Genomic DNA, 25072 nt, shown 5'->3' with positions numbered 1-25072 from the left:
ACACTACCCCTGCCTTGTCATATAGTTTTGACACGTAAGGATGTTCTATTAGAGTCAAGTGCCCCGACAATTTTCCACCTGCTGTAGATCATTATGCCAACTTTAGAGAGGAAGTCATACGTATGCCACGCGGTCAAAGGCGATCAAGTACAGGCGAGGATATAGAAGAGACACGTAATACGATTTTGCGCACAGCGCATCAGCTCTTCATGGAATACGGATTTCGCGCTGTCTCCACGCGTCAGATTGCTGACGCCTGTGGTCTGACACAGCCCGCCCTCTACCACTATTTCTCCGATAAGCAGGATCTGTATTTCGCGGTTGTGAAGGAGAGTATTGCCAAGTCGCGGGCTGGACTTGAGCGGATCGCGCATCGTAATGAAAGCGTGCCTGAACGCCTGCGACTGGTGGCACGTTTCCTGGTGAGCACCAATCGTATCGACATTGGTATGATGCTGCACGATATCGAGCATGAACTGCACGCGCGCGCGCGTGCGGACTTATATCAGGAATTTCACGCGGGTATGCTTATGCCTATTGCCTCTATTTTTGAGGATGGAATCCGTCAGGGCTTCCTTTGCAATGAGCAGACCTATGGCGTTGATGCACTTATGGCCACTGACCTGTTTATGAATATGCTCAAACGCTTTATTCTACGTGCGCCGCGCCTTAGCTCTGCTGGCTTTGAAGCCTCTCCCTCACTGCCTGAGACCTCTTACCAGCCTAACTATCTGGAACAGGCTGAGCAGGTTGTGCCTGTGCTACTCTTCGGCCTGGCCAGCCGCAAGGTTGACGCAAACCTTGCTCTCCCCCCCATACACCCCTCAGAAGGCCTGGTTTCTGAGGCGGAAGAGCCCGCCCAATAAAAGGGTGTGTAGTGGCAGGTTGGAGGAGCCAACCTGCCACTACACACCCTACCTGGTGAGCCACGCAATCACCTATATTAGTTCACTTTGTAGAGATAAATTGTCATGGTAGGTGTCGTTACTTGGTCCTGGTATTGATAGTGGCTGTTAAGCCATTGCTGGGTAGCCTTGACCCGCGCGACCTGGTCATCACTGCTGAGGCGCGCGACAATAAAAAAGAGGCGCTTGTGTTGAGCCATATAGGCCGCCAACTGGGTTGTATCAAGCGCGGATTCCGAGTCCCCTAGCTGATTGGTTGTATCGTAGTGGACCCAGGGAAAGGCGCCAGGTGCATCTTCAGGGAAAGTGACACCGGTGGGATAAGCGCGCAGATAATATTCGATGCCTACCTCACAGCCTTGATCGTTATCGTAACAGACCATGCCATCGCCATCCTGATAGTGATCCTGGAGCCAGGCTGTAGGTGTCTGCCAATCCTCGACCTCGGCGCTCTGATAGTACAGCGGCAGTGCCAGGCTTGCCAGGAGGAGCGCACCCACTATTACGACTGGGCGTATGTAGCGCCAGGGGATAAGCATACAACTGGCCCCCGCCAGTAACATGAGTGGCGGCACAATCGCGACAAGATAGCGGGGAATAAACAGGCGTGTTGAGCCTTGCGAGATGATATAACTGAGCACAAAGGGAATCACAAACCAGCAAGCGAGTACGACAATGACTGGGAAGAATTGGCGTATGCGTGGTTGCTTACCAAGGGACGCGAAGGCTGGAAGGCGTAGAAGCGGCGCGCGTAACCGTTCAAACAGCAAGCAGAGCGCGCCAATTATGCTCAGGAGGCATAAGCCAAGCAGAATTACCTCATAAATTTTTTGTGCGCCACTGATGACGGTGAAGACATGGAGGACGTCATTGAGATGAGGAATGGGAATCCAGCCAGTTTTGTCGTTTCCCCGACTCGCCAACAAAATGGGGACCATCAAGATGCCTACGACAATTCCGCAGAAAAGCAGGGGGCGGAAGCGTTGGCGTGTGCGCTCGCGCCAGGTGGTTGGCAGTACAAGCAGGCAGACAACCGCTATGACCTGGCTCAGCAAGACGAGCAAGCTAAAGATCTGGGTATATACTGAGAGCGTGGCCGTGAGCCCATAGACGACGAGCCAGCGCCAGGACAACTTCTCCTGTGTCAGTATGTTCAAGAGCGCGTACCATGCCAGGCAGAGCAGGAGTAGTTGCAAGCCATATGAACGTGTCTCCTGGGCATAGGTTAACTGCAAGGCATTAACGGCGTAGAGACCAGATGCCAGGAGTGCCACCGAGAGGCTAAGATAGCGACGCCCCATTTGGAACACCACCAGCGCGCTCAATGCCGCGCAAATGGCCGATGGAAGGCGCACAACCGTCTCAGTTGGCGCGAAGCCAAGCGCGTTAGTGACATCCAGCCAGAAGTGGAGGAGGAGATAGTACAAGGCCATATTGGGCTGGGTTGTCCAGATAATTTTCCATACCACAGGTAATGGTTGAAGTGCCCTGGTGACCGAGAGAATCTCGTCAAACCAGAGGCTAGGGTCTCCCAACCGGTAGAAATTAAGCCCGAGAGCGACACACACGACGAGCAGGCCAGGTAGCCAACTCTCCATTATGATGCGTCCAGGCAAGGAGCGCCTGCGAGTCGACACATCATCTTCATTCCGCTGCTTCTCAAGCGATGAAGGCAGCTCTTTACTAAAGGATTGCAAGACTCTCTCCTAAGCATTGTTTTGTGCGGCTACAAAAGAATTCTAAATAATAATTCATCAATGATGAACGACTTTCATATGAAAAGGGTGACAAATTGACCAGAGTGGCTAGTGAATACTCTTTTTCTATAGAGTTGTAATGCATTCATTCTTCAATCCACAACAAATGCTGCTCCCAGGTTGAGGTAATTCAACCTGGGAGCAGCATTTGTTGTCAACCACGCTATTCGCGACGGTGCCCTCTACTGTGGCGGCTTCCGGCTAGGAGCAGTTGCTTGAGAGATAGACCGATGACAGTGTATCGTTGGAAACTGGGCCTGGGGTAAAGTTACCCTTGTGATAGGCTGGCTCTGGTATAGAGTGACCGGTACGATCAACATTCGTATAGAAGGTCACAGACGAGCAGCCTGTGTAGTAGCTACTGGCCTTATTATCCCAACTACCTGCGTCATAAGTATAATAATCTTTCAAGTTGGCGGTGCCGCTTCCAATCAAGCACATATGGTACCCTGATTGATCGGCATCCCAATACAGATCTAATTCAGAGGAGAATTTGCAAAAGAGCGGCTCAGAGATCTGGGGAGTAACGCCACTTGTACGTGATGTGGTCTGTCCATCCAGACAGTTGGTTGTTGCTGGCTGGGTGCCATGCAAGTGAACTTCGAGTGTGTGGCAAGGAGCGTTCGCGCTTCTAGCCACGCTTCTCGATGTTGCTGTCGTCGCCGCAAAAGCGGATGGTGTTGTCAGCGCAAAGAAACTCAAAAGGGCAACACAGGAGAGCAAAATGCAAAATGCTTTTTTCAGCACAACGGGAATTCCTTTCTTCATAACATCCTTGCTCTAAGCAGTAGGCACACATATTTACTGTGACCTCTTGCGAGTAATTATGAGCATCAGTATGTTTTCTCATGATGTGAAACATTATTGTGATGACCACGACTTGCGGCCTTCACAAAGGAAGGGTCATGCGCCTGTGGAGCACTGCTCTGAATGAAAAAGGACTCGGTGGCTATACTTGTGGAGGAAGATCCCAGGAGTGAAAACGACTCCCTTACTAAAGCAGAAGAGCTTGAAAAGGAAGCTGTCTTCGGGCGTCTGGAAGAACCGCTCATTGTTGCTCCGACCCTGGAAGCACGCAGAGGAAACTCTCATTATGGAAAGACGCCTTCTTGGTGATCTTTCTGTGAGCCCATCTCATCAGTTTTCAGGAGGAACAGCGATGGAAGTTGTGTACCCACGATGCAGTGGTCTGGATGTCCATAAGCGCTTTGTGGTGGTGTGCCTAAGTATTGTCGAGTATGGGCAGCGCCACAAAGAATTGCGACAGGTTAGTACCATGACTCACGATATCCTGGCGCTCAAGACCTGGCTTTTAGCTTCTGGCTGTCGCCAGATTGCCATGGAGTCCACCGGAGTCTTTTGGAAACCCATCTATCACTTACTGGAAGACTCCTTTGAAATCGTACTGGTGAATGCCCAACACATGAAAGCCGTCCCTGGGAGAAAAACGGATGTAAAAGATGCAGAATGGCTTGCTGATTTGCTGCAGCATGGCTTGTTGAAGGCCAGTTTCATTCCAAGCAGCGAGCAACAAGCCGTTCGTGACCTCACCCGTACACGCATGCGCTTGATCCAGGAGCGTACCCGTCTGGTCAATCGCATCCAAAAGGTGCTTGAAGATGCCAATATTAAACTGGCAGTAGTAGTTTCGGATGTGATGGGGGTGACCGGAAAAGCGATTCTCACAGCTCTGGTGGCAGGGTAGGAAGATCCTGAGCACCTGGCCCATCTGGCGCGAGGGAGCCTGGTCAGGAAAGAGGACCAGTTACAAGCAGCTTTGCAAGGCAAGCTGACTCCACATCACCGGATGCAGCTCGAAGAATTGCTCCTGTTGATCACGACGCTTGATCACTCGATTGCTCGTTTTGACCGGGAGGTGGCTGAACGCTTACGGAGGTTTGATGCCCTCATTGAACGGGTCGATGCCGTGACAGGACTCTCGCGACGGAGCATCGAGGTGTTGCTTGGCGAACTCGGCTGGGACATGAACCACTTTCCTGATGCGCGGCACCTGGCTTCATGGGCAGGGATGGTGCGCTGTATCACGCACTTGAGTATCCCTGGCGCAGCCAGGAGGAACTCGAAAGGAGGTTCTTGGGTCAATGGCTTACCTTGAGTCGAAAGACAACGGGGACAAGAGCATGCCACTGAAAGCGAGAGGAAACCAGAAGACGCTTATGGAACCGTCTCGCAAGACCCGTGCAATATGGTGAGAGCTACACTGCTCAAATTCCAATCCCCAATCGGTGTATGCCCACACCCATCGCTACAGCGTCTAAGAGCGGTGTCGCCTCATGGAGTGAACTCAGATGCCGACACTCCACCTTTCGTGAGGCGAGATGATGGACAGCGAGTCTCTTGAAGGGGATGAGTGGAACACCTACGTTGTGCTCGTACGTACTCAAGTGACGGAATGCAGGATGACCTAAAAGGGGAGACCCTCATGGTTACGGAGCTTGGATAGTACTCGTCGGAGTCACGCCCGATCAGGGAAGCCAGGAGAGCTGGCCACAGGGGGAAGCCAAGCAGGTGCTTGGAGTCTTCCTCTCAGGGAGGTGCGCGAGATGCGCTTCTGCCATAACTGAAGGAAGACTCACTGGAAACAGAGAAGCACTGGAGAGCGCCGTGCCTGGAAACTCGCATGCGGCGTTCGGAGGAGGGCCGGGGGAAAAGGGCTGTTTATGCAGTACCTCGCCCGCGGCCTATCCTACTGCCCAGGCCAACATGCGCACGGGAGGCAAGCAACAGAGTGGCCGCACGCGTCAAGGCAATCGCTGGGCCAAAACGGTGCTTATTCAGGCGGCTCACGCCGCAGGCCATACTCGAACGTATCTCGGCGAACAGTACCGTCGGATTAGTGCGCGACGAGGAAGCAAGAAAGCCGCAATGGCGGTTGGTCACAGCATTCTGGTGATTTTCGTGTCCCTTGGTCAAAACAGGTGAGCCATATCATGAGAAAGGAGTAGACTACTTTACGACACTCAACAAACAGAAGATCCAACAACGGCTCGTTCGCCAATTGGAACGCCTGGGCAATACGGTCATCTTGCAGCCGAAAGCCGAGATGACTCTCGTCTAAGCGTTCTTACCTAATCTGAACAATTGATAACGAAATTTCAGATCGTGAGGAGACATTTTTTGTCTCTCGTAGCAAGTTTTCAGAGGAAGAGGGTTGAAGGGTTCTTTTTGGGACAGCTTTCCTCTCTCAAAATGAATCAAGTAAGCATCAGCGAGGCATCTCCATTATTACAATGGCATCGATTCTCCACGGAACACAGCTGCATTCCGGCGCGCAAACTCGGCGAACGTTGTAGGGCGAACCCCGAACGCCTTGTGCGCGTCGAGGCAGACCTGTGATTCAGAGCATTTCAGACGCTCGCTAACCTGTTCATCGAGGGCGTCAGCGAAATAGGCGGGTACTCCTCCTTTCGCCAAAAGTGCCTGTCTTCTTTCTGCCGGAGTGACGTTCACATAGCGGATGTTTCTCCCGACTGCCCGAGAGATCTGCTCGGCGACCTCTGTCATTGACAAGGACTCAGGGCCTGTCATGTCGTAACTCTTACCCTCATGCTCTCTACCATTACGCAGCAACGCGCAGACAATTTTCGCGATGTCCTCAATATCGATGGGTGAGAGCCTGGCGTTCTCCATGGGGAGGAAGAGCGCGTCCTGGGCAATGATTGTAGGCGCTTCCCGCAGATACACTTGCATGAATTGGCTGGGGCGCAGATGTGTCCAGGCAAGTCCGGACTGTTCGAGGTAGTGTTCAACGTCTTCGTGCATCCGCGTGAAGCGGAAGTTCCTCTGGTTGAAACCGACGCCCGATTCGGCCCCGGAGAACTTGATAATGTGGCGGACACCAGCCTCCCTGGCAGCGTCGATGAAGGCACATTGAGTCTCCACCATCTGCTGGTCAGCGGTCGAGATTAGCAGTACGCGCTCTGCTCCAGAGAGCGCGTCTGCGAGCGTGCCAGGGCGCAGCATGTCGCCTTCCACAATCTCTACAGTAGGCAACGTCTCCAATGCCTGTGCCTTTGCTCGATTTCGGACGAGCGCCCTGACGGGATACCCCTGGCGAGCAAACTCGCGGATGATTGCGGATCCGCTTAGCCCGCTTGCTCCTGTAACGAGAATCATATTTCAGTCTCTTTCATACTATATCGCTGTTCACCTGGCATCGGCGCCCAGGAAGGTAAAGTGGCCCATTCTTCCTCGAAAGAAGGCCAATGGCATCTCTGCTGTGGCCTAGGCCGTCTGCACTTCGGCCAGGAAGATTGAGTGGGTGCCACCCGAAACGATCTCAACAACGCGGCACTCCATGGTAGCCAGCATATTGTCCAGTAGAGGCACACCGAGTTCTCCATAGGAGATGTTCTGGCCCTCGAACTTGCCTGGCTGAGAGGTGGCAAACCGGCGCGCCAGTTCGCTCTGATCTTCCCGCAGAATGTTGACTGCAAAAGCCTGTGCCTCTGCGATGGCATCTCTTGTGTTCGAGGCCTTGTTGAGGCAGATGAGGAGCAGTGAGAGCGAGGTGACGGCGCTGGCGGTGAGGCCGTAGTCAACACCTGCGTTTCGTGTCGTGATGATGCTCACCCCACTGGCGAAGCGGCTCATCACGCCCCGAAAGCGTTCTTGATCGACCAGCCGTGACTCATTGTGATGTGTTTTCGATGCAGCCTGTTCCATGTTTTCTCCGATGAGCCACACGACCCCAGGGGTTGTACCATCGGGTGTTGCACAAAGCGCGAAAGCGGCCTTGTGAAGGATACCCGATGGCCTTCAATCCTGGTTCCAGCAGATCGCTGCCGGGTCGTGTGGCGCGGGCAAGAACACGTCTAGAGGTAGAGCGTATTCGGGGGAAGGCCAACAAGGACCCGCCCATAGAGTTCAAGATTGGTATTGGGATGCAGCAGGCCGTTCAAGTTCAGCACCTGAACATCGCGCGCGATGCGTTGGATAGGCACGCTGCTGTAAACCGACGATCCTCCGCTGGCTGTGTTGAGTATGTCTACCGCTTCCTTGGCTCTCAAAGCGATCAGAGCTGCGTCGAGACAAACACGGCTGCGCTCCTCCACGCTCCATGTTTCACCGCTCTCGGCCTTTGTGTCCAGAAGGCTTGCCGCGTGTGAGGCATGAAATTCGGCCTCCTCGATCTTTATTGCCGCCTCAGCGACCTGGAGATGGGTGAGTTGTACCTCAGCCTGATTGTCGTAGGTTGTGTAGGCAATGTGTCGACCAGGGAGCCGCTGGAGAAAGGCCTCCAGGGCAGCCTTCGCCAGACCAAGTCCGGTCACGCTGGAAAGTGTCGCGCCCGTTAGAATCACCGGACTGCGGTACAGGGGAGATCGGCGTTTAAAGCACTTTGGGACTGCCCCTGCGTTAAAGCGGTGACCGAAAGCACATGGGCATTGGGGACAAAGACCTCTTTCGCCACGGTGGTGACACTGCCGGTTCCTCGCAGACCCGAGGTATCCCAGTCATCGATGATCTCAAGCTGCGACATTGGAATGAGTGCAAGGATCGGCTCCGGTGTCCCTTCATCTGTGATCGATATGGCATTGACCAGGTCCCAATGGCTGTGTAGCGCGCCGGAATTGAAGTGCCATTGCCCGCTCACGACGATCCCATCCTCTGTGCGCACCGCTGTCGCTGTTGGGCTTAAGAGTGCGCTCACACGGACATCAGGGGTGGAGAAGACCTCCTCCTGGACGGCATCGGAAAATAGGCCAACCATCCATGCGCCATGCAACCAGAGTTGCCCCGTCCACGCGGATGAGCCGTCCCCTCGCCCGATCTCGGTAAGCACATCCACCACGGTCTGGATATCGCTTTCGTAGCCTCCGTAGCGTTTGGGGATGCGCAATTTGAAGACGCCAGCTCGTGCCATCTCCTCGATTGTTTCTTCATGCAAACGCCGATGCTCCTCGTGCCATTGCGCATGTTTTTGGAGAAGAGGTACAATAGCGCTCGCACGGCCCACGAGCTCTGCTCGCGTTGGAAGAGAAGTGATTGTCATTCTATGCTCACTTTCAATGAGGTATCTTACGCTCCTATGAACACAGGTAGCGTTTTCTTAATCTAAAAAACTATGGTAAAGCCTCAATGCCTTTTCCAGAAACCAGGAACACATTTCCCTCTCTGCCACCTGGATTGCTTGCAATTTCTACCACCGCGTTTGCGACATATTCCGGTGATTGCGGAGATGGCATGCCTTTGATGAAGTCCTGGGCAGAAATTCCGAGCGAAGAAGCATAGGCCGAGACCGCGGCTTTTCCAAGGTCCGTTTCTGGCATAATGCTTCCGGGCGCTAGCGCAAAGAAGCGCAAACCAAGTGCCCTGCGATCAGATTCCTTCTGGGCGTAACTGGCGATGAACATCTGTGTACGTTTTGAGCCAGCATAACCGCCCGAAAGTGGAGAACCACCAATGGCCGCACCGCTTGAAATGAGGATAACAGTCGTTCCCGCAGGAAGCGGCCTGGTCAGCGCGGCTTGCGAGAAGAGCAACGACATTTTGACATCAGTATTCCAGTTGCGTGAGACTGCTCCCAACTCTGCTCCGAAAGTGGCACATTATGAGGTATGGCACCTCCGCAGACAATCAGGACGTCTGGCGAAAGCGTTTCAAAGACCTTCGCAGGAGCGTTTTCGTCGCTTGCATCGAGTCCGAGCGTTTGCACGGCTGGATATTCTGCGACGAGCTTCTTGAGCGGCTCTTCCTGGCGTGCTACAGCAAGCACACGCGCACCTTCAGCCTGAGTTGCGGCCACAATGGCGCGTCCCAGACCTCTACTGCCTCCAATGACGACCACGCTCTTGCTATCTAAGCGCCTCGTCTCGGCTGATGTGTTCATATGCGATCCTTCTTCTATGACAATCAATTCACCTAACATGACGTATGGTCATCATGATAAAAGTCCTGAAGTCGAAACGACCGGGATCAGCGTGGATACCATGGGCGATACTTCAGGATAATTTTCGGTAAGCGTCGCTTCTTGTGGACAAAGCTGCCCTGGTATCCTATACTACATAGGCGAGTAAAAACTCGTATTGTCAATAGGTTTGCCAGCGTAAAAAATATACTGATGCTGTTTGGAATGAATGTTTGGAGGATCGTATGGATCAGCAGAAAGACGCACGGCCTGTTCAGCGGCGCGCGCGAGGTTTACAGCGCATTGCTTCCATTCTTAATGCCGCGGAAATTGTCTTTGCGAAAATGGGCTATGATGAGGCAACGACCAATCATATTGCAGCGCAGGCCGGGATCTCGCCTGGCTCTCTGTATCAATTCTTCTCTAACAAAGAAGAGATTGCCCAGGCCCTGGTTGCTCGATATACTGAGGAACTCCAACAGATATATGGCTCTATTTTTTCGCGCGAGGCCGCATCACGTTCCTTCTCTCTCTGGCTGGATCAGGCCATTGATGCCCTGATTGCATTTCACCTGGCCCATCCTGGTTTTTACATCCTTCTCACAATTCCCGATCCATCGATGTCCCTGGCGAGTCTTACGCAAGCTTTGCCGAAAGATATGCAAGCCAACTTTGAGCGGGGTTTTCAGGTACGTGCCCCCGACCTCCCGGTGGCGCAACGCCTCCTGTGCGCCACGATGAGTGTTCAACTCTTCAAGGCTGCCCTCCCACTCATACTCGAAGCAGAGGAGGCTGATCGAAAAACGCTTGTACACGAACTCAAAACCGTGTTGCAGCGTTACCTTGAACCTCTTCTTGGTTGAGCAAAACTTTACCTCTGCATTAGGAAAACGCGGTACAAAAAAGAGAGCCTGTCGCGACAGGCTCTCTTTTTTGTACCGCGTTTCTTCTACGCTTCAAAAAGCTCGTCGACAGCGACGGTATGTTGCGCGTTTGTTACCAGTTCTTCTTCTGGTGATGGTGGCAGATCCTCGGGCGTCTGAGGATTGATAAAGCCGATTGCGATACGAATCAAACCGATAATGGCGATAATAGCGCCTAGCCCAATCAGAAGCCCTGGCGTAGAGTAGTAGACTCCCCGGCTCAGGCTGACGCCAGCTGCGATAAACACGACTCCCAGGACGAATATAAACAGACCACTCCACGTATACTTATTGGCCTTGCTCTTGACCGCCTGGGAAAAGACGCGCAGGCGGTGCATATTGATACCCCGTTCTTGCCCCATCTTGCATTCCTCCCTGCTGGCAGGCTGGTAGACAGCCATGCCCTAAGCAACGAAATTCGCGCGCAAATGCCTATGAAGAGGTGCTGCGAGTTTGTACTATATAGTATACGCCATAACGCGTAGTCAGGCATACCATGTGAAGATGACACGGAAAACGTATCTTCTTCATACTCTGAATACGCATTGCGAGCGAATTCCGATACAAAAAGAGCTTTGCCAGTTGGGCATCATAATCTGGTTATCTGGGAAGGTGCTAAATTTTCCGCAGGCGGACCTCTTCAACGGCATGCTTGCGCCCTTTACGCAGGATAAGATGCGCACGTTCACGGGTTGGGCGAATGTTTTCACGCAGATTTAAGCCATTGATCTGCTGCCAGATGTCGTGTGCGGTGGCGATGGCTTCCTGCTCAGAGAGGCGTGCGTAGCGGGTGAAGAAGGATGAGGGATCGCGGAAAGCCGTCTCACGCAGGGTGAGGAAGCGCTCAACATACCATTGCTCAACATCGCACTCTTCGGCATCGACATAGATCGAGAAGTCAAAGAAATCCGAGATGAAGAGGCGCTGAGCCGAGCGCCCGGTGGGACGCCTGGCCTGCAAGACATTTAAACCCTCAACAATGAGGATGTCAGGCTGGTTAATGGTCTGCACACGGTCGGGAATAATGTCATAAATCAGGTGTGAGTAGATGGGCGCGTTGACCTCTGGCTTGCCTGCCTTCACATCGAGCATAAATTGCAGTAAGCGGCGCTGATTATAGCTTTGGGGGAAGCCCTTGCGCTGCATCAGGTCGCGCTCCAACAGGACACGATTAGGATAGAGAAAACCATCAGTTGTAATCAGGTCAACCCTGGGGCGTGAAGGCCAATCGGAGAGCAGCGCCTGTAAGAGACGGGCGGTTGTGCTCTTCCCAACCGCGACACTGCCCGCGATACCGATAATATAGGGAACCTGGGCGGTATGATGTCCCAGGAAGGTCGACGTTGCGGTATGTAGCTTTTGCGCGGCTGCCACGTACAGGTTGAGTAGCCGGGAAAGTGGCAGGTAGACCTGCTCAACCTCGTTGAGGTCAATGCGGTCATTCAAGCTACGCAGAGCGTTCAGGCGCTCTTCTGAAAGGGTCAAAGGTGTGCTGGCACGCAGGCTGGCCCATGCTTCACGCGAAAATGTGAGAAACCGCGAGTGTCCCTGGGGGGTAGTTTTTGATAGATGCATATCGATATAACGGCCTGGGCGAGGGTGCAGAAAGACTGATTCATTGCTCCCGGCCATCACGGCTCATTGCTTCTGCACACTGCTCCAGGCCGCTTCACTCCTTTGTGGTTATAAAAATACTGGCAAACCTGTTCTATTGTACTACACTTTCCTGTTCCGCGGACATTATGGACACCTTTAACTCCAAGGCTGTTGCAAAGTTCATCAGTCGCTCTCATGCGGCCATGTGTGCCAACGCTTTGTCGAACTGATAGCTAAACGTCCGTTGTGCATGGGGCAGATTGGTTTCGCCCCGACGAGCCATCAAGCCAATGGCCGTGTTGTTGAGTAAAGCGAGCACATGAGGGGCATGGCCCATTCGCAGCTGAGAATGATCTTCTTGAAAGGTCCGGTCTCGGCGATAATGTAAGCCATTCTGAGAGCTAGGCAAGAGGAATCGCTCCCTCCTGCCCGCCTTCAGAACCGGACATGAGAGCTTTCCCCTCATCCGGCTCCTCAATGGGATGGCTCGTGTCATGAGTACCCCAGACATGCTTCTTTGTATGTCGTTGATCGTGGCAGTGCCGATGGAGAGCGAAAAGATTACTGAGTGCATCTGTACCCCCTTCACTGCGGGGAGTGATGTGATCGATCTCAATCAAATCGTTCTCGGTAAAGTGCAGTTCACACCAACGGCATTTCCCTTGTTGCTTGTGCAGCAAGGCCCCCAGTTTACTCCTGTTGAGCGGATGAGATTGTTGTAATCTCTTCGCCCAGTAGAGCAGGTTACCATCGAACGGGCTGGCCGTGCCTTTCACCTTCACATGGCGTTGGATCGCCGTTGCTGCGTGATCGCTGAGATAGAGTCCATCAGGCGTTGCAAAGCGCCAGTGATCTTGTCCCATTGTTCGCCAGTAGCGCGTTCGTATCCAACTCGCAGACTTGCGTGTGTGTCGGCGTTTGGCCCAGCGAAGCAGAAGCGGAAACAGGTGGTAGTCGCAGTCATTGAGAGTTTTCTTGGCGGCGACGCTGCGGTAGTAGCGTGACCATCCACGGATCTTTGGGTTCAGTTGCCCAATGAGCGCGCCTTGAGAAAGCCCTGTGCCTGCGAGCACTACCGCCCGCAGCCCTTCCCGATGCCGTTTGATAGCTTCTTTACTGGGGCGAATGAGTGTTTTGAAGCCAAGCCGTTTCCCGTGCAGAGTTCCTGAATGGTGTTTACCAACAGAGTACTGTCGGATCTCAAAACCTAAGAAGTCGAAGCCAGGGGCTTCTGCCCCAAGCGCTTCGAGCGTGTGAGCGATACGGGTTTTGCTCGGCTTCATTTCTAATCCCATGTCTTTCAGCCAGTCTTCTAGCCTGCTTTTGGCCTGTTCAATCCCCTCGCGAGTTCGATACAGCACCACCAGGTCATCTGCATAGCGAACCAGCCTGGGCTTATCCTTGCCTTTGTAGCCTTGTTGAACAGCTTGCAGCATCCCATGCAGGGCGATATTGGCAAGTAAGGGACTCAGTGGACCTCCTTGCGGAGTTCCGGCTGTCGTTGGCTCGAACACGTTGTCTTCCAGCACTCCTGCTCTGAGCCAGGCTTTGATGGCGCGCCTCATCGCGGGAAAGGTCTGGAGTTTGTGTAAGAGTGTTTCGTGATTGATCTGGTTGAAGCAATTCGCGATATCTGCATCAAGCACATATTTGGGCTGTTTGCAGATGTAAATGAAAATGGCTTGAATGGCATCCTGAGCTGAGCGACCAGGACGAAACCCGTAGCTGTCAGCCTCAAATCGTGCCTCCCATTCGGGCTCCAACGCCAATTTTGTCAGGCATTGATGAGCGCGATCCAGCATCGTCGGGATGCCTAATGGCCTTTTCTCTGCCTTTCCTGGCTTGGGTATCCAGACTCGTCTGGTTGGCTGTGGTTTGATCTGCTTGTGATGACGAAGGTATTTCACCAGCGCCAGGCGTTGGGCTGGTTTGACAGATTTGATTCCATCGACTCCAGCCGTCCGCTTGCCCTGGTTATCCTGCGTCATCTTGCGTACTGCCAGCGTCCGGGCTGCTTTCGACTTCATGAGTAACCGTTGAAGGTTGTGAACTGCTTTGTCATTGCCACGAAGAGAGGCTTGATAGATCCGTTTTTGCAGTCGGTACACCGTTCGTTCTAGCTTACGCCAGGGCGTCTGTGTCCAGTCTTCGATTGGTTGGGGGACAACCATCGCTTCCGTTTCTTTCCTGTGACTCATGGCTCTATCCTCCATCTCACCGTGCCGACGTCAGCGTATCCTCTGGCTTTCCCAGAGGCCTTTGCTTCTTCGGCAATCCTTCTCTCCGAGAACATGCGGTTGGTTGCCTGCTCGCTAGATCGACCACCAGCGAGAGTTCTCGCAGAGTTATTCCGTTCCGATCAAGTGTTTTGCGTTCCCGTAGGTTCGTCTCTATCCGCCGGGTCAAGGGGGTGAAGTCGAGAGCCGCATTGATGTTCTCGACCCCTATGTGACCGTGACCATTTTGGTCAGAGCCTCTTACCTCGCGTTGGCTCTTTCACTGTGACGACGGTTCATCGAGCGTTCGCTTGCGCTAACCGTAGGAACCTGTGTAGCGGAGACCACCTGGTCGAGGTCCAGGCTCTTCCGCATTTCTCCCTGCTTCACGGATTGATGACCAGTCGCTACCGTGAGGGAGCCGCGTTTCCTCTTTCACCCAGAGGATGGGGAATTGCGCCCCACATCACTCGATCAGTTGTCAAGGAGCTTTCTCCTTGCTCGCCATCCTTGAGCTTTCGCTCATTTCGGCGAAACGGATCGCACCAATGCCCCAATGCTCTCGAACAAGTGCCAGGAGGCGTTTGGGGGTCGCCACCGAGGTCGGCAAACTTGTGATTCCATACTGAACCTCTTGCTCCACCTTCCCCAGCGCGTTGATTCGTTGTCGTTCGAGCTTGCGCGACCTGCGAGAGACCAGGCCACTCTGAGTAATGAGAAAGCTCGCTACTCACGGTGATCTGCCGTCTTTCTCGCCGCCCATGCCCTTTGTTGACTGAGGAGGCTGAGCGAAAATCGGTGGGAGGAGCTGACCAGCCAGGACGCACGGATGGTGGCTCAAAGAGTGTTTGCAGATCCTGATACATCTGCTTTTGATTTTCCTTGATCATCCAGAGATAGTCTCCTTTGGCTTGTAAGATCTTCAGACTCAGCTTGCGAGAAGCAAAAATGGCATCTCCACTGACGAGCGTTCCACGCAAATCGAGAGTTGCCAGCAGAAGAGGAGCCGCACTGACCTCACTTCCCGAGGTGCTGACCTGGACTTGTGCCAGGACAACGCCCTCTTTGGGGAGGGAGGCCGCAAGCAGATGGACGCCTTGTGTACTTCCAAGAGGAATCGTGCCTCGTAAGGTTTTGCCGTCTAAGCACAGATGCCTTTCGCCTGGGGCCAGCCTGCGAGAAACCTGATGTGCAAAGAAGTGACCAATAACCTGCTCGACTTCGTCTGGATCAACTGCCGCCGCTAAGATACGACTCCAGGTGCTGTAGTGAGGCATCCTCTGGTGCCTCAAGCCAAACAAGTGGCTCAATTCTCGATGGCGCAACTGAGCCCAGTCGGCGATCGCCCGGCTACTGGTCTGCCCTGCTAGCTTCGCTAGTAGGCCTATCAGCAGAATGTCTGCCAAGGAGTAGCGCACGCCGCGCCGATCTCGATGATCTTTGACGCGTTGTAACTCTCCAGAGAGAACTTCTACATCGAAGAGGAGTGCCTTATTGGGAAGAGCAAGCCGACTGGAACGTGTTGTAATAGTCATGAACAGGCCTTTCGTTGCGAGGAATTGGATGTCTCAACCATTCCTAAAGCTCGAAAGGTTCTGTTTTATTCCTCCTTTTGCCATGTTATTCCCGACTTTGCAACAGCCCTGCCTTTAACTCAGGGGAGAGAGGACGTCTAAGTAGTACGTGGTCATGCTGCGGCTTGTGTACAGGTGGGGCGCTTTCCAACAACCTTCCGACATTTTTGATTGCCTGAACAATGTCTTGTCAGACGATTGGAGCGTAATGAGGTCTGTTTAGGTAGAGCAACATTTGCTTCAACTGTTTTATACTTTGTCTTCCTTTGTCGTCTATATGCTAAATGTTACAATTGTAAATTTGTTGTTTTACAAAGTATAAATTTTCTGGTCATAAAGTGCCTTACACTGCATCCTTTATTTCTACTTGACATGTGTCATACATACTTGACGCACGCCGTACATGATTCTAGAGAGAAGCGTGCCTATTGCAGTGTCGCAAACGATGGTCGAGAGGGCTGAAGGTAGCGCTAGTGCTGAGCCTGGTAAAAAACATCAGGTTCGTCATCTAGTCATCCAGGCTTTCGTCTCGTCTAGGAAGGTCATTGAGAACGCGTCTCCCTGAATTGACTCTTGTCGCCATAAGGATTTGGCAATACGAGTCATTGCCGACGCCAGTCATGGTTGGACTGGCGAATTGAAAAGTAGAAATTAGCCTACCTGAACCACTTTTCAAGGAAGGGGATAAAGAATGCAGATGCTTACACGTTCTGGGAAAAACTATCGTCTTCTGTGCTGTTACGCAGAAGAGGACCGGCTGATCCAGGCCCGGCTTGAAACGTATCTCCTCGATGGTCTCTCGCGCGAGCAGGTGCCCGCTACTTGGCAGGGCTTAAATCTGAGCCCTGGTCGCTACGAGGCGGTTGAGGCCGCGGTCCAGATCACAGAGGCTGACATCATTCTCTTGCTGGTAAGCGAGCACTTCAAGACGCTGAGCCTTGGCAATCCCCGTGAAATACAGCGTATTCTAGAGCGGGAGCAGCGCGGTGATGTCTCTGTCTATCCAATAGTAGTGCGCAAAACATCCTGGGTGACAACAAGCTTCGGCAATCTCTGTCCCCTGCCCTCTCAGGGAGGCGTGCTCCTCAGGCCCGAGAGCGGCAAGTTCGATTCCGCTGTGCTCGCAACTATCCTCGACGAGTTGCGAGCCGTGATGACACATCCTCGTGAGGGTGAGACAGACCCCGAACAACCCGTCCCCCGTTTCCTGTTTGAAAATGAACTCGCTCAACGCGCACCTTCTGGCTGGGCTACGCCAACCCTTACCAGCGAGCAACTGCGCACAACCGATCCCTCGCTCCCCGTAGTGTCTCTTCCTCGTGATTCCCTGGTTGAAGAGCGCGTAAGAGGCGATACGCAAGCATCTGCATCGCCAGGTGAGGCCAAACAATTTTTCCAGGAGACGCTTCAGTTAGACCAGTTAAGCAAGGTAGATGAAAGCAAACATGCAATAGAGCAACGCGATGCGCGTTCGCTCTCAGAGAATATTACGCGTATCATTCGCAGCCACATGTCCCAGAAGAAGGCCACCGTTGTCGTGATCGTCGTTGTGACGATGGCACTCCTGGCGCTGATGAGTGTGTACGCTTTTCCAATCTCATAGGCGCGCAATGAATCCTAGAATGTCTGCGGGCTGCGCTGCTAAAGCACGCGCTTATATATCATGGTATGAGATACCTCGTATCATCATATGTAAGCGCGTGCTTTAGCAGCGCAGCTCCCATCTGGCACCTGTGAAAGAAAAGCAGGCAGGCTGGAGGATACACATCCTCCAGCCTGCCTGCTCTCGCTCTTTGGGGTATTAGGCCGTAACCTCCGAGCGGTATGACTCGGGAGCGGCATTAATTGAGCCGGTCTCGACCATAATCTCGCGCAGTTGTTTGGAATCAATTGTCTCATAGAGGCGGAGCGATTTGGCGATGCGGTCAAGCGCCTCTTTGTTCTCACGCAGCAGTGTGACGGCCTGGTTATGCGCCCAGTTCACGATACGCGTAACCTCTTCGTCGATGATGGTGGCTGTACGCTCGCTATACTCGCGAGAGTTACTCGCCAGGGCCGTGCCCGAGAAGGGATCCTCGCGCTCGCTGTAAGAGATCTGGCCCAGGCGCTCGCTCATGCCCCAGCGTGTGATCATCTGGCGCGCGATAGCTGTCACCCGTTGCAGATCGTTCTCCGCGCCTGTGGTGATACGACCAATCGCGACCTCTTCGGCTGCGCGTCCACCCAGCGCGGTTACTAACTGTGCCTCCAGGACATCCTTCGAGTAGTTATAGCGGTCGTCAAGCGGCGTATACTGGGTAACGCCCAGGGCCTGGCCGCGAGGCACAATCGTCACCTTCGTGACGGGATCGACGCCCTCGGTCAGAATACCCGTGAGCGCGTGCCCCCCCTCGTGGTAGGCAACCACGTTCAGGTCGGATTCGCTCAAGATCAGCGGGCGCTCGGCTCCAAGCAGGATCTTGTCCAGGGCCTCCTCAAAGCAGCGCTGAGTCACGGCATCCAGGTTGCGGCGAGCCGCCAGTAGTGCCGCCTCGTTCACCAGGTTCGCCAGGTCGGCACCCACCATGCCAGGTGTGGCGCGTGCGATGGTAATCATGTCCACATCGGCAGCCAGGGGAACGTCACGTGAGTGTATCTTCAGGATCGCCAGGCGACCATTCCAGTCGGGGCGGTCAACCGTCACGCGGCGGTCGAAGCGTCCAGGGCGCAGGAGCGCTTTATCCAGGCCATCGGGGCGGTTGGTCGCCGCGATCACGACCACGGCCTGGCGAGTATCGAAGCCATCCATCTCGACCAGCAACTGGTTCAGGGTCTGCTCACGCTCGTCGTTGCTGTTGATGCTAGAGCCACGCTGGCGACCAACGGCGTCGATTTCGTCGATAAAGATGATGCTTGGGGCCGCCTTCTTGGCCTGCTCAAACAGGTCACGTACGCGACTGGCACCGACACCTACCAGTACCTCGACGAACTCGGAACCACTCATCGAGAAGAAGGGGACGCTGGCCTCACCAGCGACCGCACGTGCCAGCAGGGTCTTACCAGTTCCTGGAGGGCCTACCAGCAAGACGCCGCGAGGAATCTTACCACCCAGGCGCTGGAATTTCTGAGGTGTGCGCAGGAACTCAACCACCTCAACCAGGTCATTCTTGGCCTCATCTACGCCCGCGACATCCCCAAAGGTAGTGCTGGGGCGATCCTCCAACACCATCTTCGCCCGGCTCTTGCCGAAGCTAAAGATGTTTTGCTGGCTCTGATTGGCCCGGCGCAGGATGAAGAAGAAGACGACAATCAAACCAATCCAGGGACCGACGTTGAGCAGGAAGGTCCAGAAGAGGTTATTATCGCTATTGGGCTTCGACGAGAACGTGACGTTATGCTGTATCAGCAGTTGTGTCAGTTGCTGGTCCCCATTGGGGAGCTGGGTAAAGTGAAAGTCCTGGCCGGTCTTGCTTTGCCCATTGGCATCAACAATCGTGATCGCGTTTTTGAATTTGCCAAAGGCATCCTGTCCCTGGAAGGTTACAGAACTAACGTTATCATTCTGTACCTGCTGGTAGAACTTACTGTAGGGGACCTCAATCGCATTGGCGCTGGCGCCGCCAGAACCAGAGACGAAGAACTGGAAGAAATACCAGACTCCCAGCAAGAGGACAACGAGCAAAACGACGCGAATCAAGAGCGAGGAACCGCTATCGCGGGGGCCTCCTGGAGTATTCCCATTACTACCGTTATCCGGCTGAGGGTTGCCAGGAGTGCGTTGATCATTTGAGTTATTGTTCTGGTACATATATATAGCCTGAGCGTCCATATGTTCAGACCTGCTTTCTTTGTCTGACGACATGTCTTTGATAGGATGAAGCCGGATGCTTCCTACGTCTTCAAAAGAAGACGTCTGAAAGAGTAATTGTATGTAAAACGATACGTGGCAAAATTTCGTATCGTGTGTGCAAGAAAGTAACCTCTTACTTTGTGATACGTCGTGAGTAAGGAAAGGTTACACCGCAGAGTTTGGCAGTCCTGCCCCTGCCATCTCTAGGCCATATCTAAGAATACACCTGCCTCTCGAAAACCTGAGCGCGGAGCGCTAGCCACGAGAGTGGCGCTGGTTTTCGTCTTTGGTTTTTGCCTAAGAATGTCTAAGAATATAGAACAATCTGGTGATGTGCATATTGTATTCCCTAAGAGCTTGCCTGTCCATAACATTTTGGGCTATAATAGTTCAGTGCAATTGAGTTCCTTATCGGCAAGCATCATGATGGCCCACACAAATGAGAAAATCTAGATACTTGACAGGAAACAAAGATTGTAGTATTATGTAAACAACGACGCGGGGTGGAGCAGTGGTTAGCTCGTTGGGCTCATAACCCAAAGGTCGGAGGTTCAAGTCCTTCCCCCGCTACCAGGTCGCAAGACCTTAATAAATTGACGCGGGATAGAGCAGTGGTTAGCTCGTCGGGCTCATAACCCGGAGGTCGCAGGTTCAAATCCTGCTCCCGCTACCAAAGAAAGTTCACTGCATACGTGCAGTGAACTTTCGTAAGCCGTCCAATATACCTGCTTGACAGCCTATGGTAATATGATGGACGAAACATATGGCGGCTTAGCTCAGGTGGTAGAGCAAGGGACTCATAAGCCCTGTGTCACTGGTTCGAGTCCAGTAGCCGCTACCCAGTAGCCCTCGATCTGCTTCTGAAGCGGGTTGAGGGTCTTTTCTTTGTGTAGCGTCAGTGCCAAGTTGCCCCAAATATTTTGCAGATCCCTGTGTCAGTAGGCGGGTTTCCCTTTGTCAGTTGTAGCTTTACTCACATAGGGACATATGAGCTAGACGCCGCCATATGTTTCGTCCATGTATTTGCCCCTACTCTCCACATCGGCTCTTTTGCTCCCTACGTGACTTCTGCTTGTATTCTACACGGGAACTGCACAAAAGAAAAGAGGCATCCCGAAGGACCCACCCCCGATTTGATTTGACTGATTGGATTATTAGCAGGTACATTCGATGCACTCGTACTCGTTGCCTGTATATGTTCCGCCAGACACCTCTACCTCATCCGTTGTCGTGGGTACCTGGTGAGCAAGACAGCAGAGACAGCCGAAGAAGAAATACTCCTCGCTGGAAACGACAGGTGAGGGAGATAGACACAAAGTGTGGCTGATTAAGGACGTTACCGGGTGCGGCGTTCTGTTTGCTGGGTAAAAGGTGATTGTCTGTAGTAGTTGATTTCTTGGTATTCATTAGAGAGGGCTAGCGTGGTTGCCAACCTTCTCCACCTCTCCTTACCTTCATCAGGCTAAAAGGGCGTGCCTGGTAGCGTTTAAAGTCGCGCTGTATCTTTTCCTCGACCCAAACATAGGACTTTGTGTGAAGAGAAGCCTGGATGCGTATGTCAGGCAAGGCAGAGCTGTGGAGGTGAGTAGCCGAAGATATAAGTTGCTTGAGAAGAGGAGCTAGTGAGAGGCGATAGAACTAATTGGAGGGAGCTATCTTAACTTTGAGGAGGCCCCTTGCTTCGGCGCTCGGCTTCTAGGCGGGAGCATTGCGGCAGTTGCCTCACAAAATAACCTCCCACATCGGCACTCGACGGCTTGATATGGTAGACCTAACCTGTCTGCGCATCCAGCCTACGTGCTTCAGTCGCCACCTCTACCTTGGACACTAAGTAATTACCTTGGATACTAAGTAATCAATGGTATTCTTCATGGTGATAAGGTGCGCAAGTATAATTTCCGTGCTTTCATCGTAGCTTGCTTTGTCTGGTTGGGCGTCGGCGTACCGGAGAGCCGCTTCGATGCTTTGTAGCTCACTCAGGAGAAAGTAATACTTCTTCCAGCACTCATCGTTCCAGCACTCATCGTTAATCATGTGTCCACCTCCTTTCGTGTCTAGTATATTCCTATTATGCCAATCTCCACCCTTGCCAAGTAGCTCAGCGGTAGAGCGGGGGACTGTTAAGCGATTAGCCGGAAGTTCGATCCCTCCTTTGGCAAGACATCAAACTAGCTGTCTTTCCCACATAGTTCAGTTGGCAGAGCAGGCGATGTCGGGCCGTAAGATGAGCAGAAGCCTGATAGCTTGATCACTGGTTCTAGTCCAGTCGCTGGATTCTCACCACTTCTTCCCATATCTTGTCTCTACAGCCAGTACGTTGCTCGCAGTACGGGTTAAGTATCCATGTTTCACTGAAGCGTCCTGTGATGCCCTGCGTCTCCGAGCGATAGGCTAAACCACAGTTTGTCGGCGTTCCGCAGACGCTACAGGGAAGTTCTTTATCAAATATAAGTTCAACCCATAACTCATCCATATCTTTTCCTTCCTTCCTTCCTTCCTTCCTTCCTTCCTTCCTTTAGAATACAAACCAGGGAAAGATGATCCTATTTGGCCTCATGGTGTAACGGTTAGCATAGGAGACTTTCAATCTTCTGACGAGGGTTTGATTCCTTTTGAGGCTATTCGTGTGCTGTGGAGCTTTGGACGGGATGGGTCTAGTCTCGGCGGCGCACAAAATTCCTCCTGCTGAAAGGCAACTAGTGTGATCAACCAGGGGGGCATGGCGGTGGAGCACATACATCTGGACATGTGCAATTCCCCCATAAGGAGAAGAGGGTGGGTTCAATTCCCATTGCTGCGACCAGGTGTAAGCCGTTTGTATACGGTTGGCAAGATATCAAACTAATCTGAGCTGAGCTGTTGGCCTCCCCGCCAATAGACCTATTTCTGGACAAAAAGAAAGGCCAGCCGGAGATAGCTGACCTTTCCCGATCTTTTCAATCATGCGTTGGTTTGAGGTTCTTGCTGTCGGGTCAAACGCTCGGTAAGTCTCCTCACGCCTGCCTCCACTCCACAATACCCTCCTACCATCCAAACAACCTGCGTAAACAAGGAAGTATCATTCTTGTAGAGAGAAAGCACAAAGCATAGCACAACTACAATAAGTATCAGCATTGATTTATGTATTTGTATTAATGGCTTTGGTGCATCTTCTTGAGATTGAGCCTTCCGCTTGCCTGTGCGAGTTCCCTTTGTTGCCTGGACCGCTGGCTGACTGATCAGTGTTGTTTGCGACTCAGAACACGTCTTCGACCTCGTGCTCTTATCGCTTGCCGTTCTTTTGGAAATCATGATTTTACTCCTGATCTCCGAACGGAGGAATAGACTTATATTAACACACCTAAATGCGTAATGCACCAAACGAGCAGCTAAAAGCAGTATTCCTCCTTTCCCCGTTTCATCCTATTTCAAACTAGTCGGGGAATCTCCACATGACATTGAATAAAAAATTCGGCGACTGAATAAAAAATTCGGGCATCCACGCCTTTATGTTGTGATGCTAAATGTATAGTTGCCGTTCTATAGTGTTTCTGGCGCGGTAGATGGTGCGTACCGGATCTCTATAGACTTGGCTTCCTATAAATCGGATGACTGTCCAACCCCACTGCTCTAGCTGATCCTGGCGGCGCTGGTCTCGTGCTACCTGCTCAGGAGTAGAGTGATAGGCTTTCCCATCAATCTCAATTACTACATGGCTTTCAGGGTGCGCAAAATCTGCATAGTAGGGGCCTATCTGGTATTGCCGGATAAGCTGATAGGGGATGTCATGTTTCTGCCAGAAGGAAAAGAAACGATCTTCGATGTAGGAGGTTGGAGGCGTGAAGGGGGCTGTAGACATGATGCGATAGACCTCTCGTGGGGAGTATATTGGGGGGGGGTAATGAGGAGCATGGAGGGGACGGAAAGGCCGTGGACATAAAAATGAGGAGATAGATGTGTAGCGTGTGGCTTCGAGGCGGGATGAGGAGAGCTGGAGCGATTGATTGAGGGGGATCAGCAGACAAGGAGTGGTGCAATGTTGGTGTAGTACTACATCAGCCTTCAATCGGCCTGTAGACTGCTTTTATGGCTATTTTGGACACCATACCGGTTGTTGTGTAAAGTCCAACCTATTCAAAGAGGGGTATTTGAGATGATACTACAGGCATAGGATGTCCTTAGTAGACACAGAACTCATTTCCAGAAAAGGAGAAGACTATGCCTGTATCCAAGAAAAAGCCTACTACATCGACTTCTGAAGGTTCAACTCAGCAATCCTCATCACCGACGCTGCCAGAGCAGGACGAGTTTCGTCAGCATCTGCGCCACCTGGCCGTAAGCGCGGTCCAAGTGTTGATTGAACAGGTAATGTGTGAAGAGTTAGAGCAGTGTATTGGTGCCTCGTGGGGAGAAGTCACTCCAGAGCGTCGTGGCTATCGCAATGGCTCGTACACCCGCGATTTGGTCACCTCGACCGGATGTATTGAAGACCTGAAGGTCCCCAGAGATCGAGAAGGCGTGTTTCACAGCCAGGTGTTCGAGCGTTACAGTCGTTATGAACCAGAGGTGGCCGAAGCGCTCACCCAGATGTTTGTCAGCGGTACCAGCACTCATAAAGTCGGAGAGGTTGCTGCCACCTTGATGGGCGTGGCCCCAAGTGCAAGCAGTGTGAGCCGGTTGAACCAGACCTTGACTGAGCAATATGAAACGTGGCGAAAGCGCCCTTTGTTGGCCCATTACCGCATCCTGTACCTGGATGGTATCCATTTCAGTGTGCGGCATGGAACTCAAACCGACTCGACCATCATCTTAACCGCGCTCGGTGTGGACCTGGACGGAAACAAAGATGTGCTCGCATTGCGAGCCTGTGCAGGGGAAGACAAAGATGGGTGGAGTTGTCTCGTGCAAGACATCCGCACCCGTGGGGCCACGCAGATAGACCTGATGGTGACCGATGGGCATGAGGGTCTCCTCGCTGCTGTCTCTGCTCTCTTTACTGCGACGCCACGACAACGCTGTGTCGTGCATAAACAGCGCAATGTGCTCAATGCCATTCCTCATCGGGAGCGCAAAGAGGTCAGCACGGAATTAGCTGGGATCTTCAAGCAGGAGAAGAAAGAGGACGCGCTGCTCAATTTGGCCGCTTTTAAAGCCAAATACCAAAAGCGCTACCCAGAGGCCATCCGCAGCCTCTGCGAAGATGAGGAGCATCTGCTGACGTTTTACGCTTTTCCCAAAGTCATGCATCGATATATTCGTACGACCAATGCCATTGAAAGCTTCTTTAGCAACGTTCGCCAGCGAACGGATCAAATTGATGCCTTCACCACGGAAACCAGTTGCATGACCATCGTCTGGGCGGCCATGCAGGATATACACTTGCCCAGGATACCTGTCTCGTAAGCGAGGCTTTGGATCGAGG

22 protein-coding genes, 5 tRNA genes and 1 pseudogene are annotated in these 25072 nt (G+C 52.8%); 13 read left to right on the top strand and 15 right to left on the bottom strand.

Features of this window, described 5'->3' with window-relative positions:
- The first annotated feature begins 122 nt into the window (after positions 1 to 122).
- A complete protein-coding gene (locus tag KRAC_RS27360) occupies positions 123 to 866 on the top strand; it encodes a TetR/AcrR family transcriptional regulator (RefSeq protein WP_007912871.1) in 744 nt (247 codons plus the stop codon).
- A gap of 77 nt (positions 867 to 943) precedes the next feature.
- Here KRAC_RS27360 and KRAC_RS27355 read toward each other — a convergent pair whose 3' ends face one another.
- On the bottom strand, positions 944 to 2602 hold the full coding sequence (locus KRAC_RS27355; protein WP_007912870.1) for a glycosyltransferase family 39 protein: 1659 nt from the start codon (positions 2600 to 2602) through the stop codon (positions 944 to 946).
- A 261-nt stretch (positions 2603 to 2863) separates the two neighbouring features.
- On the bottom strand, positions 2864 to 3430 hold the full coding sequence (locus KRAC_RS27350; protein WP_007912869.1) for a hypothetical protein: 567 nt from the start codon (positions 3428 to 3430) through the stop codon (positions 2864 to 2866).
- A gap of 391 nt (positions 3431 to 3821) precedes the next feature.
- Between KRAC_RS27350 and KRAC_RS62600 the strand changes: the two genes are divergently transcribed.
- The 4 genes from KRAC_RS62600 (at position 3822) to KRAC_RS73865 (ending at position 5741) form a co-directional block, all read left to right on the top strand.
- Positions 3822 to 4367, top strand: a complete 546-nt coding sequence (locus KRAC_RS62600; RefSeq protein ID WP_052568612.1) for an IS110 family RNA-guided transposase — start codon at positions 3822 to 3824, stop codon at positions 4365 to 4367.
- Positions 4368 to 4439: 72 nt separating this feature from the next.
- A complete protein-coding gene (locus KRAC_RS62595; protein ID WP_157507106.1) occupies positions 4440 to 4778 on the top strand; it encodes a transposase in 339 nt (112 codons plus the stop codon).
- A 509-nt stretch (positions 4779 to 5287) separates the two neighbouring features.
- Complete coding sequence (locus KRAC_RS27335; protein ID WP_040444216.1) at positions 5288 to 5605, top strand: hypothetical protein; 318 nt, start codon at positions 5288 to 5290, stop codon at positions 5603 to 5605.
- Positions 5589 to 5741, top strand: a complete 153-nt coding sequence (locus KRAC_RS73865; protein ID WP_169460948.1) for a hypothetical protein — start codon at positions 5589 to 5591, stop codon at positions 5739 to 5741. Before KRAC_RS27335 ends, KRAC_RS73865 begins: the two co-directional genes overlap by 17 nt.
- 167 nt (positions 5742 to 5908) lie before the next feature.
- Here KRAC_RS73865 and KRAC_RS27330 read toward each other — a convergent pair whose 3' ends face one another.
- The 5 genes and pseudogenes from KRAC_RS27330 to KRAC_RS74660 all read right to left on the bottom strand — a co-directional run bounded on the left by KRAC_RS27330 (position 5909) and on the right by KRAC_RS74660 (position 9515).
- Entirely contained in the window at positions 5909 to 6799 is an 891-nt protein-coding gene (locus KRAC_RS27330) for an SDR family oxidoreductase (protein ID WP_007912867.1), read from the bottom strand.
- A gap of 108 nt (positions 6800 to 6907) precedes the next feature.
- Complete coding sequence (locus tag KRAC_RS27325; protein WP_007912860.1) at positions 6908 to 7348, bottom strand: flavin reductase family protein; 441 nt, start codon at positions 7346 to 7348, stop codon at positions 6908 to 6910.
- Positions 7349 to 7497: 149 nt separating this feature from the next.
- Positions 7498 to 8678: pseudogene (locus tag KRAC_RS79720) on the bottom strand (acyl-CoA dehydrogenase family protein).
- A 70-nt stretch (positions 8679 to 8748) separates the two neighbouring features.
- Positions 8749 to 9174: a Rossmann-fold NAD(P)-binding domain-containing protein gene (locus KRAC_RS74665; protein WP_211221324.1), complete on the bottom strand. Its 426-nt coding sequence runs from the start codon at positions 9172 to 9174 to the stop codon at positions 8749 to 8751.
- Positions 9144 to 9515: an SDR family NAD(P)-dependent oxidoreductase gene (locus KRAC_RS74660; protein ID WP_211221323.1), complete on the bottom strand. Its 372-nt coding sequence runs from the start codon at positions 9513 to 9515 to the stop codon at positions 9144 to 9146. The genes KRAC_RS74665 and KRAC_RS74660 overlap by 31 nt, the downstream gene beginning before the upstream one ends.
- A gap of 263 nt (positions 9516 to 9778) precedes the next feature.
- Here KRAC_RS74660 and KRAC_RS27310 point away from each other — a divergent pair, with 263 nt between their 5' ends.
- Positions 9779 to 10396: a TetR/AcrR family transcriptional regulator gene (locus KRAC_RS27310; protein ID WP_007912859.1), complete on the top strand. Its 618-nt coding sequence runs from the start codon at positions 9779 to 9781 to the stop codon at positions 10394 to 10396.
- Between the two features lie 86 nt (positions 10397 to 10482).
- Here KRAC_RS27310 and KRAC_RS27305 read toward each other — a convergent pair whose 3' ends face one another.
- The 5 genes from KRAC_RS27305 to KRAC_RS27285 form a co-directional block, all read right to left on the bottom strand.
- The gene (locus KRAC_RS27305; RefSeq protein ID WP_007912858.1) at positions 10483 to 10818 is read right to left on the bottom strand and encodes a hypothetical protein; all 336 of its coding nucleotides are present in this window, start codon (positions 10816 to 10818) and stop codon (positions 10483 to 10485) included.
- Between the two features lie 253 nt (positions 10819 to 11071).
- A complete protein-coding gene (gene coaA / locus KRAC_RS27300; RefSeq protein ID WP_040445073.1) occupies positions 11072 to 12031 on the bottom strand; it encodes a type I pantothenate kinase in 960 nt (319 codons plus the stop codon).
- A 214-nt stretch (positions 12032 to 12245) separates the two neighbouring features.
- Positions 12246 to 12461, bottom strand: coding sequence for a hypothetical protein (locus KRAC_RS27295; protein WP_040447465.1), 216 nt, complete (start codon positions 12459 to 12461; stop codon positions 12246 to 12248).
- Positions 12454 to 14250 carry a group II intron reverse transcriptase/maturase gene (gene ltrA, locus KRAC_RS27290; RefSeq protein WP_007905481.1) on the bottom strand — a complete coding sequence of 599 codons (1797 nt, stop codon included), beginning with the start codon at positions 14248 to 14250 and terminating at the stop codon, positions 12454 to 12456. Before ltrA ends, KRAC_RS27295 begins: the two co-directional genes overlap by 8 nt.
- A 425-nt stretch (positions 14251 to 14675) precedes the next feature.
- The gene (locus KRAC_RS27285) at positions 14676 to 15803 is read right to left on the bottom strand and encodes an ISAs1 family transposase (protein ID WP_007912856.1); all 1128 of its coding nucleotides are present in this window, start codon (positions 15801 to 15803) and stop codon (positions 14676 to 14678) included.
- A gap of 730 nt (positions 15804 to 16533) precedes the next feature.
- On the opposite strand from KRAC_RS27285, the gene KRAC_RS27280 reads away from it, so the two are divergent.
- On the top strand, positions 16534 to 17445 hold the full coding sequence (locus KRAC_RS27280) for a hypothetical protein (RefSeq protein WP_007912855.1): 912 nt from the start codon (positions 16534 to 16536) through the stop codon (positions 17443 to 17445).
- Positions 17446 to 17643: 198 nt separating this feature from the next.
- On the opposite strand, the gene ftsH is transcribed toward KRAC_RS27280, so the two are convergent.
- Positions 17644 to 19650 carry an ATP-dependent zinc metalloprotease FtsH gene (gene ftsH / locus KRAC_RS27275; RefSeq protein WP_007912853.1) on the bottom strand — a complete coding sequence of 669 codons (2007 nt, stop codon included), beginning with the start codon at positions 19648 to 19650 and terminating at the stop codon, positions 17644 to 17646.
- Positions 19651 to 20168: 518 nt separating this feature from the next.
- Between ftsH and KRAC_RS27270 the strand changes: the two genes are divergently transcribed.
- The 3 genes from KRAC_RS27270 (at position 20169) to KRAC_RS27260 (ending at position 20509) form a co-directional block, all read left to right on the top strand.
- Positions 20169 to 20244: transfer RNA gene (locus KRAC_RS27270), tRNA-Met, on the top strand.
- A gap of 24 nt (positions 20245 to 20268) precedes the next feature.
- Positions 20269 to 20344 (top strand) — tRNA-Met (locus KRAC_RS27265).
- A 92-nt stretch (positions 20345 to 20436) separates the two neighbouring features.
- Positions 20437 to 20509: transfer RNA gene (locus KRAC_RS27260), tRNA-Met, on the top strand.
- Positions 20510 to 21498: 989 nt separating this feature from the next.
- On the opposite strand, the gene KRAC_RS27255 is transcribed toward KRAC_RS27260, so the two are convergent.
- Entirely contained in the window at positions 21499 to 21705 is a 207-nt protein-coding gene (locus KRAC_RS27255) for a hypothetical protein (protein ID WP_007912851.1), read from the bottom strand.
- A gap of 515 nt (positions 21706 to 22220) precedes the next feature.
- Between KRAC_RS27255 and KRAC_RS27245 the strand changes: the two genes are divergently transcribed.
- Both KRAC_RS27245 and KRAC_RS71710 read left to right on the top strand, forming a co-directional pair.
- Positions 22221 to 22292: transfer RNA gene (locus tag KRAC_RS27245), tRNA-Glu, on the top strand.
- A gap of 100 nt (positions 22293 to 22392) precedes the next feature.
- Positions 22393 to 22474: transfer RNA gene (locus tag KRAC_RS71710), tRNA-Met, on the top strand.
- Positions 22475 to 23170: 696 nt separating this feature from the next.
- On the opposite strand, the gene KRAC_RS62590 is transcribed toward KRAC_RS71710, so the two are convergent.
- Positions 23171 to 23509 carry an endonuclease domain-containing protein gene (locus KRAC_RS62590; protein WP_007912837.1) on the bottom strand — a complete coding sequence of 113 codons (339 nt, stop codon included), beginning with the start codon at positions 23507 to 23509 and terminating at the stop codon, positions 23171 to 23173.
- 359 nt (positions 23510 to 23868) lie between these two features.
- On the opposite strand from KRAC_RS62590, the gene KRAC_RS27230 reads away from it, so the two are divergent.
- Entirely contained in the window at positions 23869 to 25053 is a 1185-nt protein-coding gene (locus KRAC_RS27230) for an IS256 family transposase (RefSeq protein ID WP_007912833.1), read from the top strand.
- Positions 25054 to 25072: the final 19 nt, after the last annotated feature.

Source organism: Ktedonobacter racemifer DSM 44963 (assembly GCF_000178855.1).
Taxonomy (GTDB): Bacteria; Chloroflexota; Ktedonobacteria; order Ktedonobacterales; family Ktedonobacteraceae; genus Ktedonobacter; species Ktedonobacter racemifer.
Note: the sequence above shows the minus strand (reverse complement) of the source record. Positions and strands in the feature narration are given on the sequence as shown.

Excerpts from the sequence above, each read along its gene's own strand:
- ftsH (WP_007912853.1), bottom strand. The coding sequence starts at position 19,650 with ATGGACGCTCAGGCTATATATATGTACCAGAACAATAACTCAAATGAT.
- ltrA (WP_007905481.1), bottom strand. The coding sequence starts at position 14,250 with ATGAGTCACAGGAAAGAAACGGAAGCGATGGTTGTCCCCCAACCAATC.
- KRAC_RS74665 (WP_211221324.1), bottom strand. The coding sequence starts at position 9,174 with ATGTCGTTGCTCTTCTCGCAAGCCGCGCTGACCAGGCCGCTTCCTGCG.
- coaA (WP_040445073.1), bottom strand. The coding sequence starts at position 12,031 with ATGCATCTATCAAAAACTACCCCCCAGGGACACTCGCGGTTTCTCACA.
- KRAC_RS27330 (WP_007912867.1), bottom strand. The coding sequence starts at position 6,799 with ATGATTCTCGTTACAGGAGCAAGCGGGCTAAGCGGATCCGCAATCATC.
- KRAC_RS62590 (WP_007912837.1), bottom strand. The coding sequence starts at position 23,509 with ATGTCTACAGCCCCCTTCACGCCTCCAACCTCCTACATCGAAGATCGT.
- KRAC_RS27285 (WP_007912856.1), bottom strand. The coding sequence starts at position 15,803 with ATGACTATTACAACACGTTCCAGTCGGCTTGCTCTTCCCAATAAGGCA.
- KRAC_RS27360 (WP_007912871.1), top strand. The coding sequence starts at position 123 with ATGCCACGCGGTCAAAGGCGATCAAGTACAGGCGAGGATATAGAAGAG.
- KRAC_RS27280 (WP_007912855.1), top strand. The coding sequence starts at position 16,534 with ATGCAGATGCTTACACGTTCTGGGAAAAACTATCGTCTTCTGTGCTGT.
- KRAC_RS27310 (WP_007912859.1), top strand. The coding sequence starts at position 9,779 with ATGGATCAGCAGAAAGACGCACGGCCTGTTCAGCGGCGCGCGCGAGGT.
- KRAC_RS27325 (WP_007912860.1), bottom strand. The coding sequence starts at position 7,348 with ATGGAACAGGCTGCATCGAAAACACATCACAATGAGTCACGGCTGGTC.
- KRAC_RS27230 (WP_007912833.1), top strand. The coding sequence starts at position 23,869 with ATGCCTGTATCCAAGAAAAAGCCTACTACATCGACTTCTGAAGGTTCA.
- KRAC_RS62600 (WP_052568612.1), top strand. The coding sequence starts at position 3,822 with ATGGAAGTTGTGTACCCACGATGCAGTGGTCTGGATGTCCATAAGCGC.
- KRAC_RS27255 (WP_007912851.1), bottom strand. The coding sequence starts at position 21,705 with ATGATTAACGATGAGTGCTGGAACGATGAGTGCTGGAAGAAGTATTAC.
- KRAC_RS27305 (WP_007912858.1), bottom strand. The coding sequence starts at position 10,818 with ATGGGGCAAGAACGGGGTATCAATATGCACCGCCTGCGCGTCTTTTCC.
- KRAC_RS74660 (WP_211221323.1), bottom strand. The coding sequence starts at position 9,515 with ATGAACACATCAGCCGAGACGAGGCGCTTAGATAGCAAGAGCGTGGTC.
- KRAC_RS27350 (WP_007912869.1), bottom strand. The coding sequence starts at position 3,430 with ATGAAGAAAGGAATTCCCGTTGTGCTGAAAAAAGCATTTTGCATTTTG.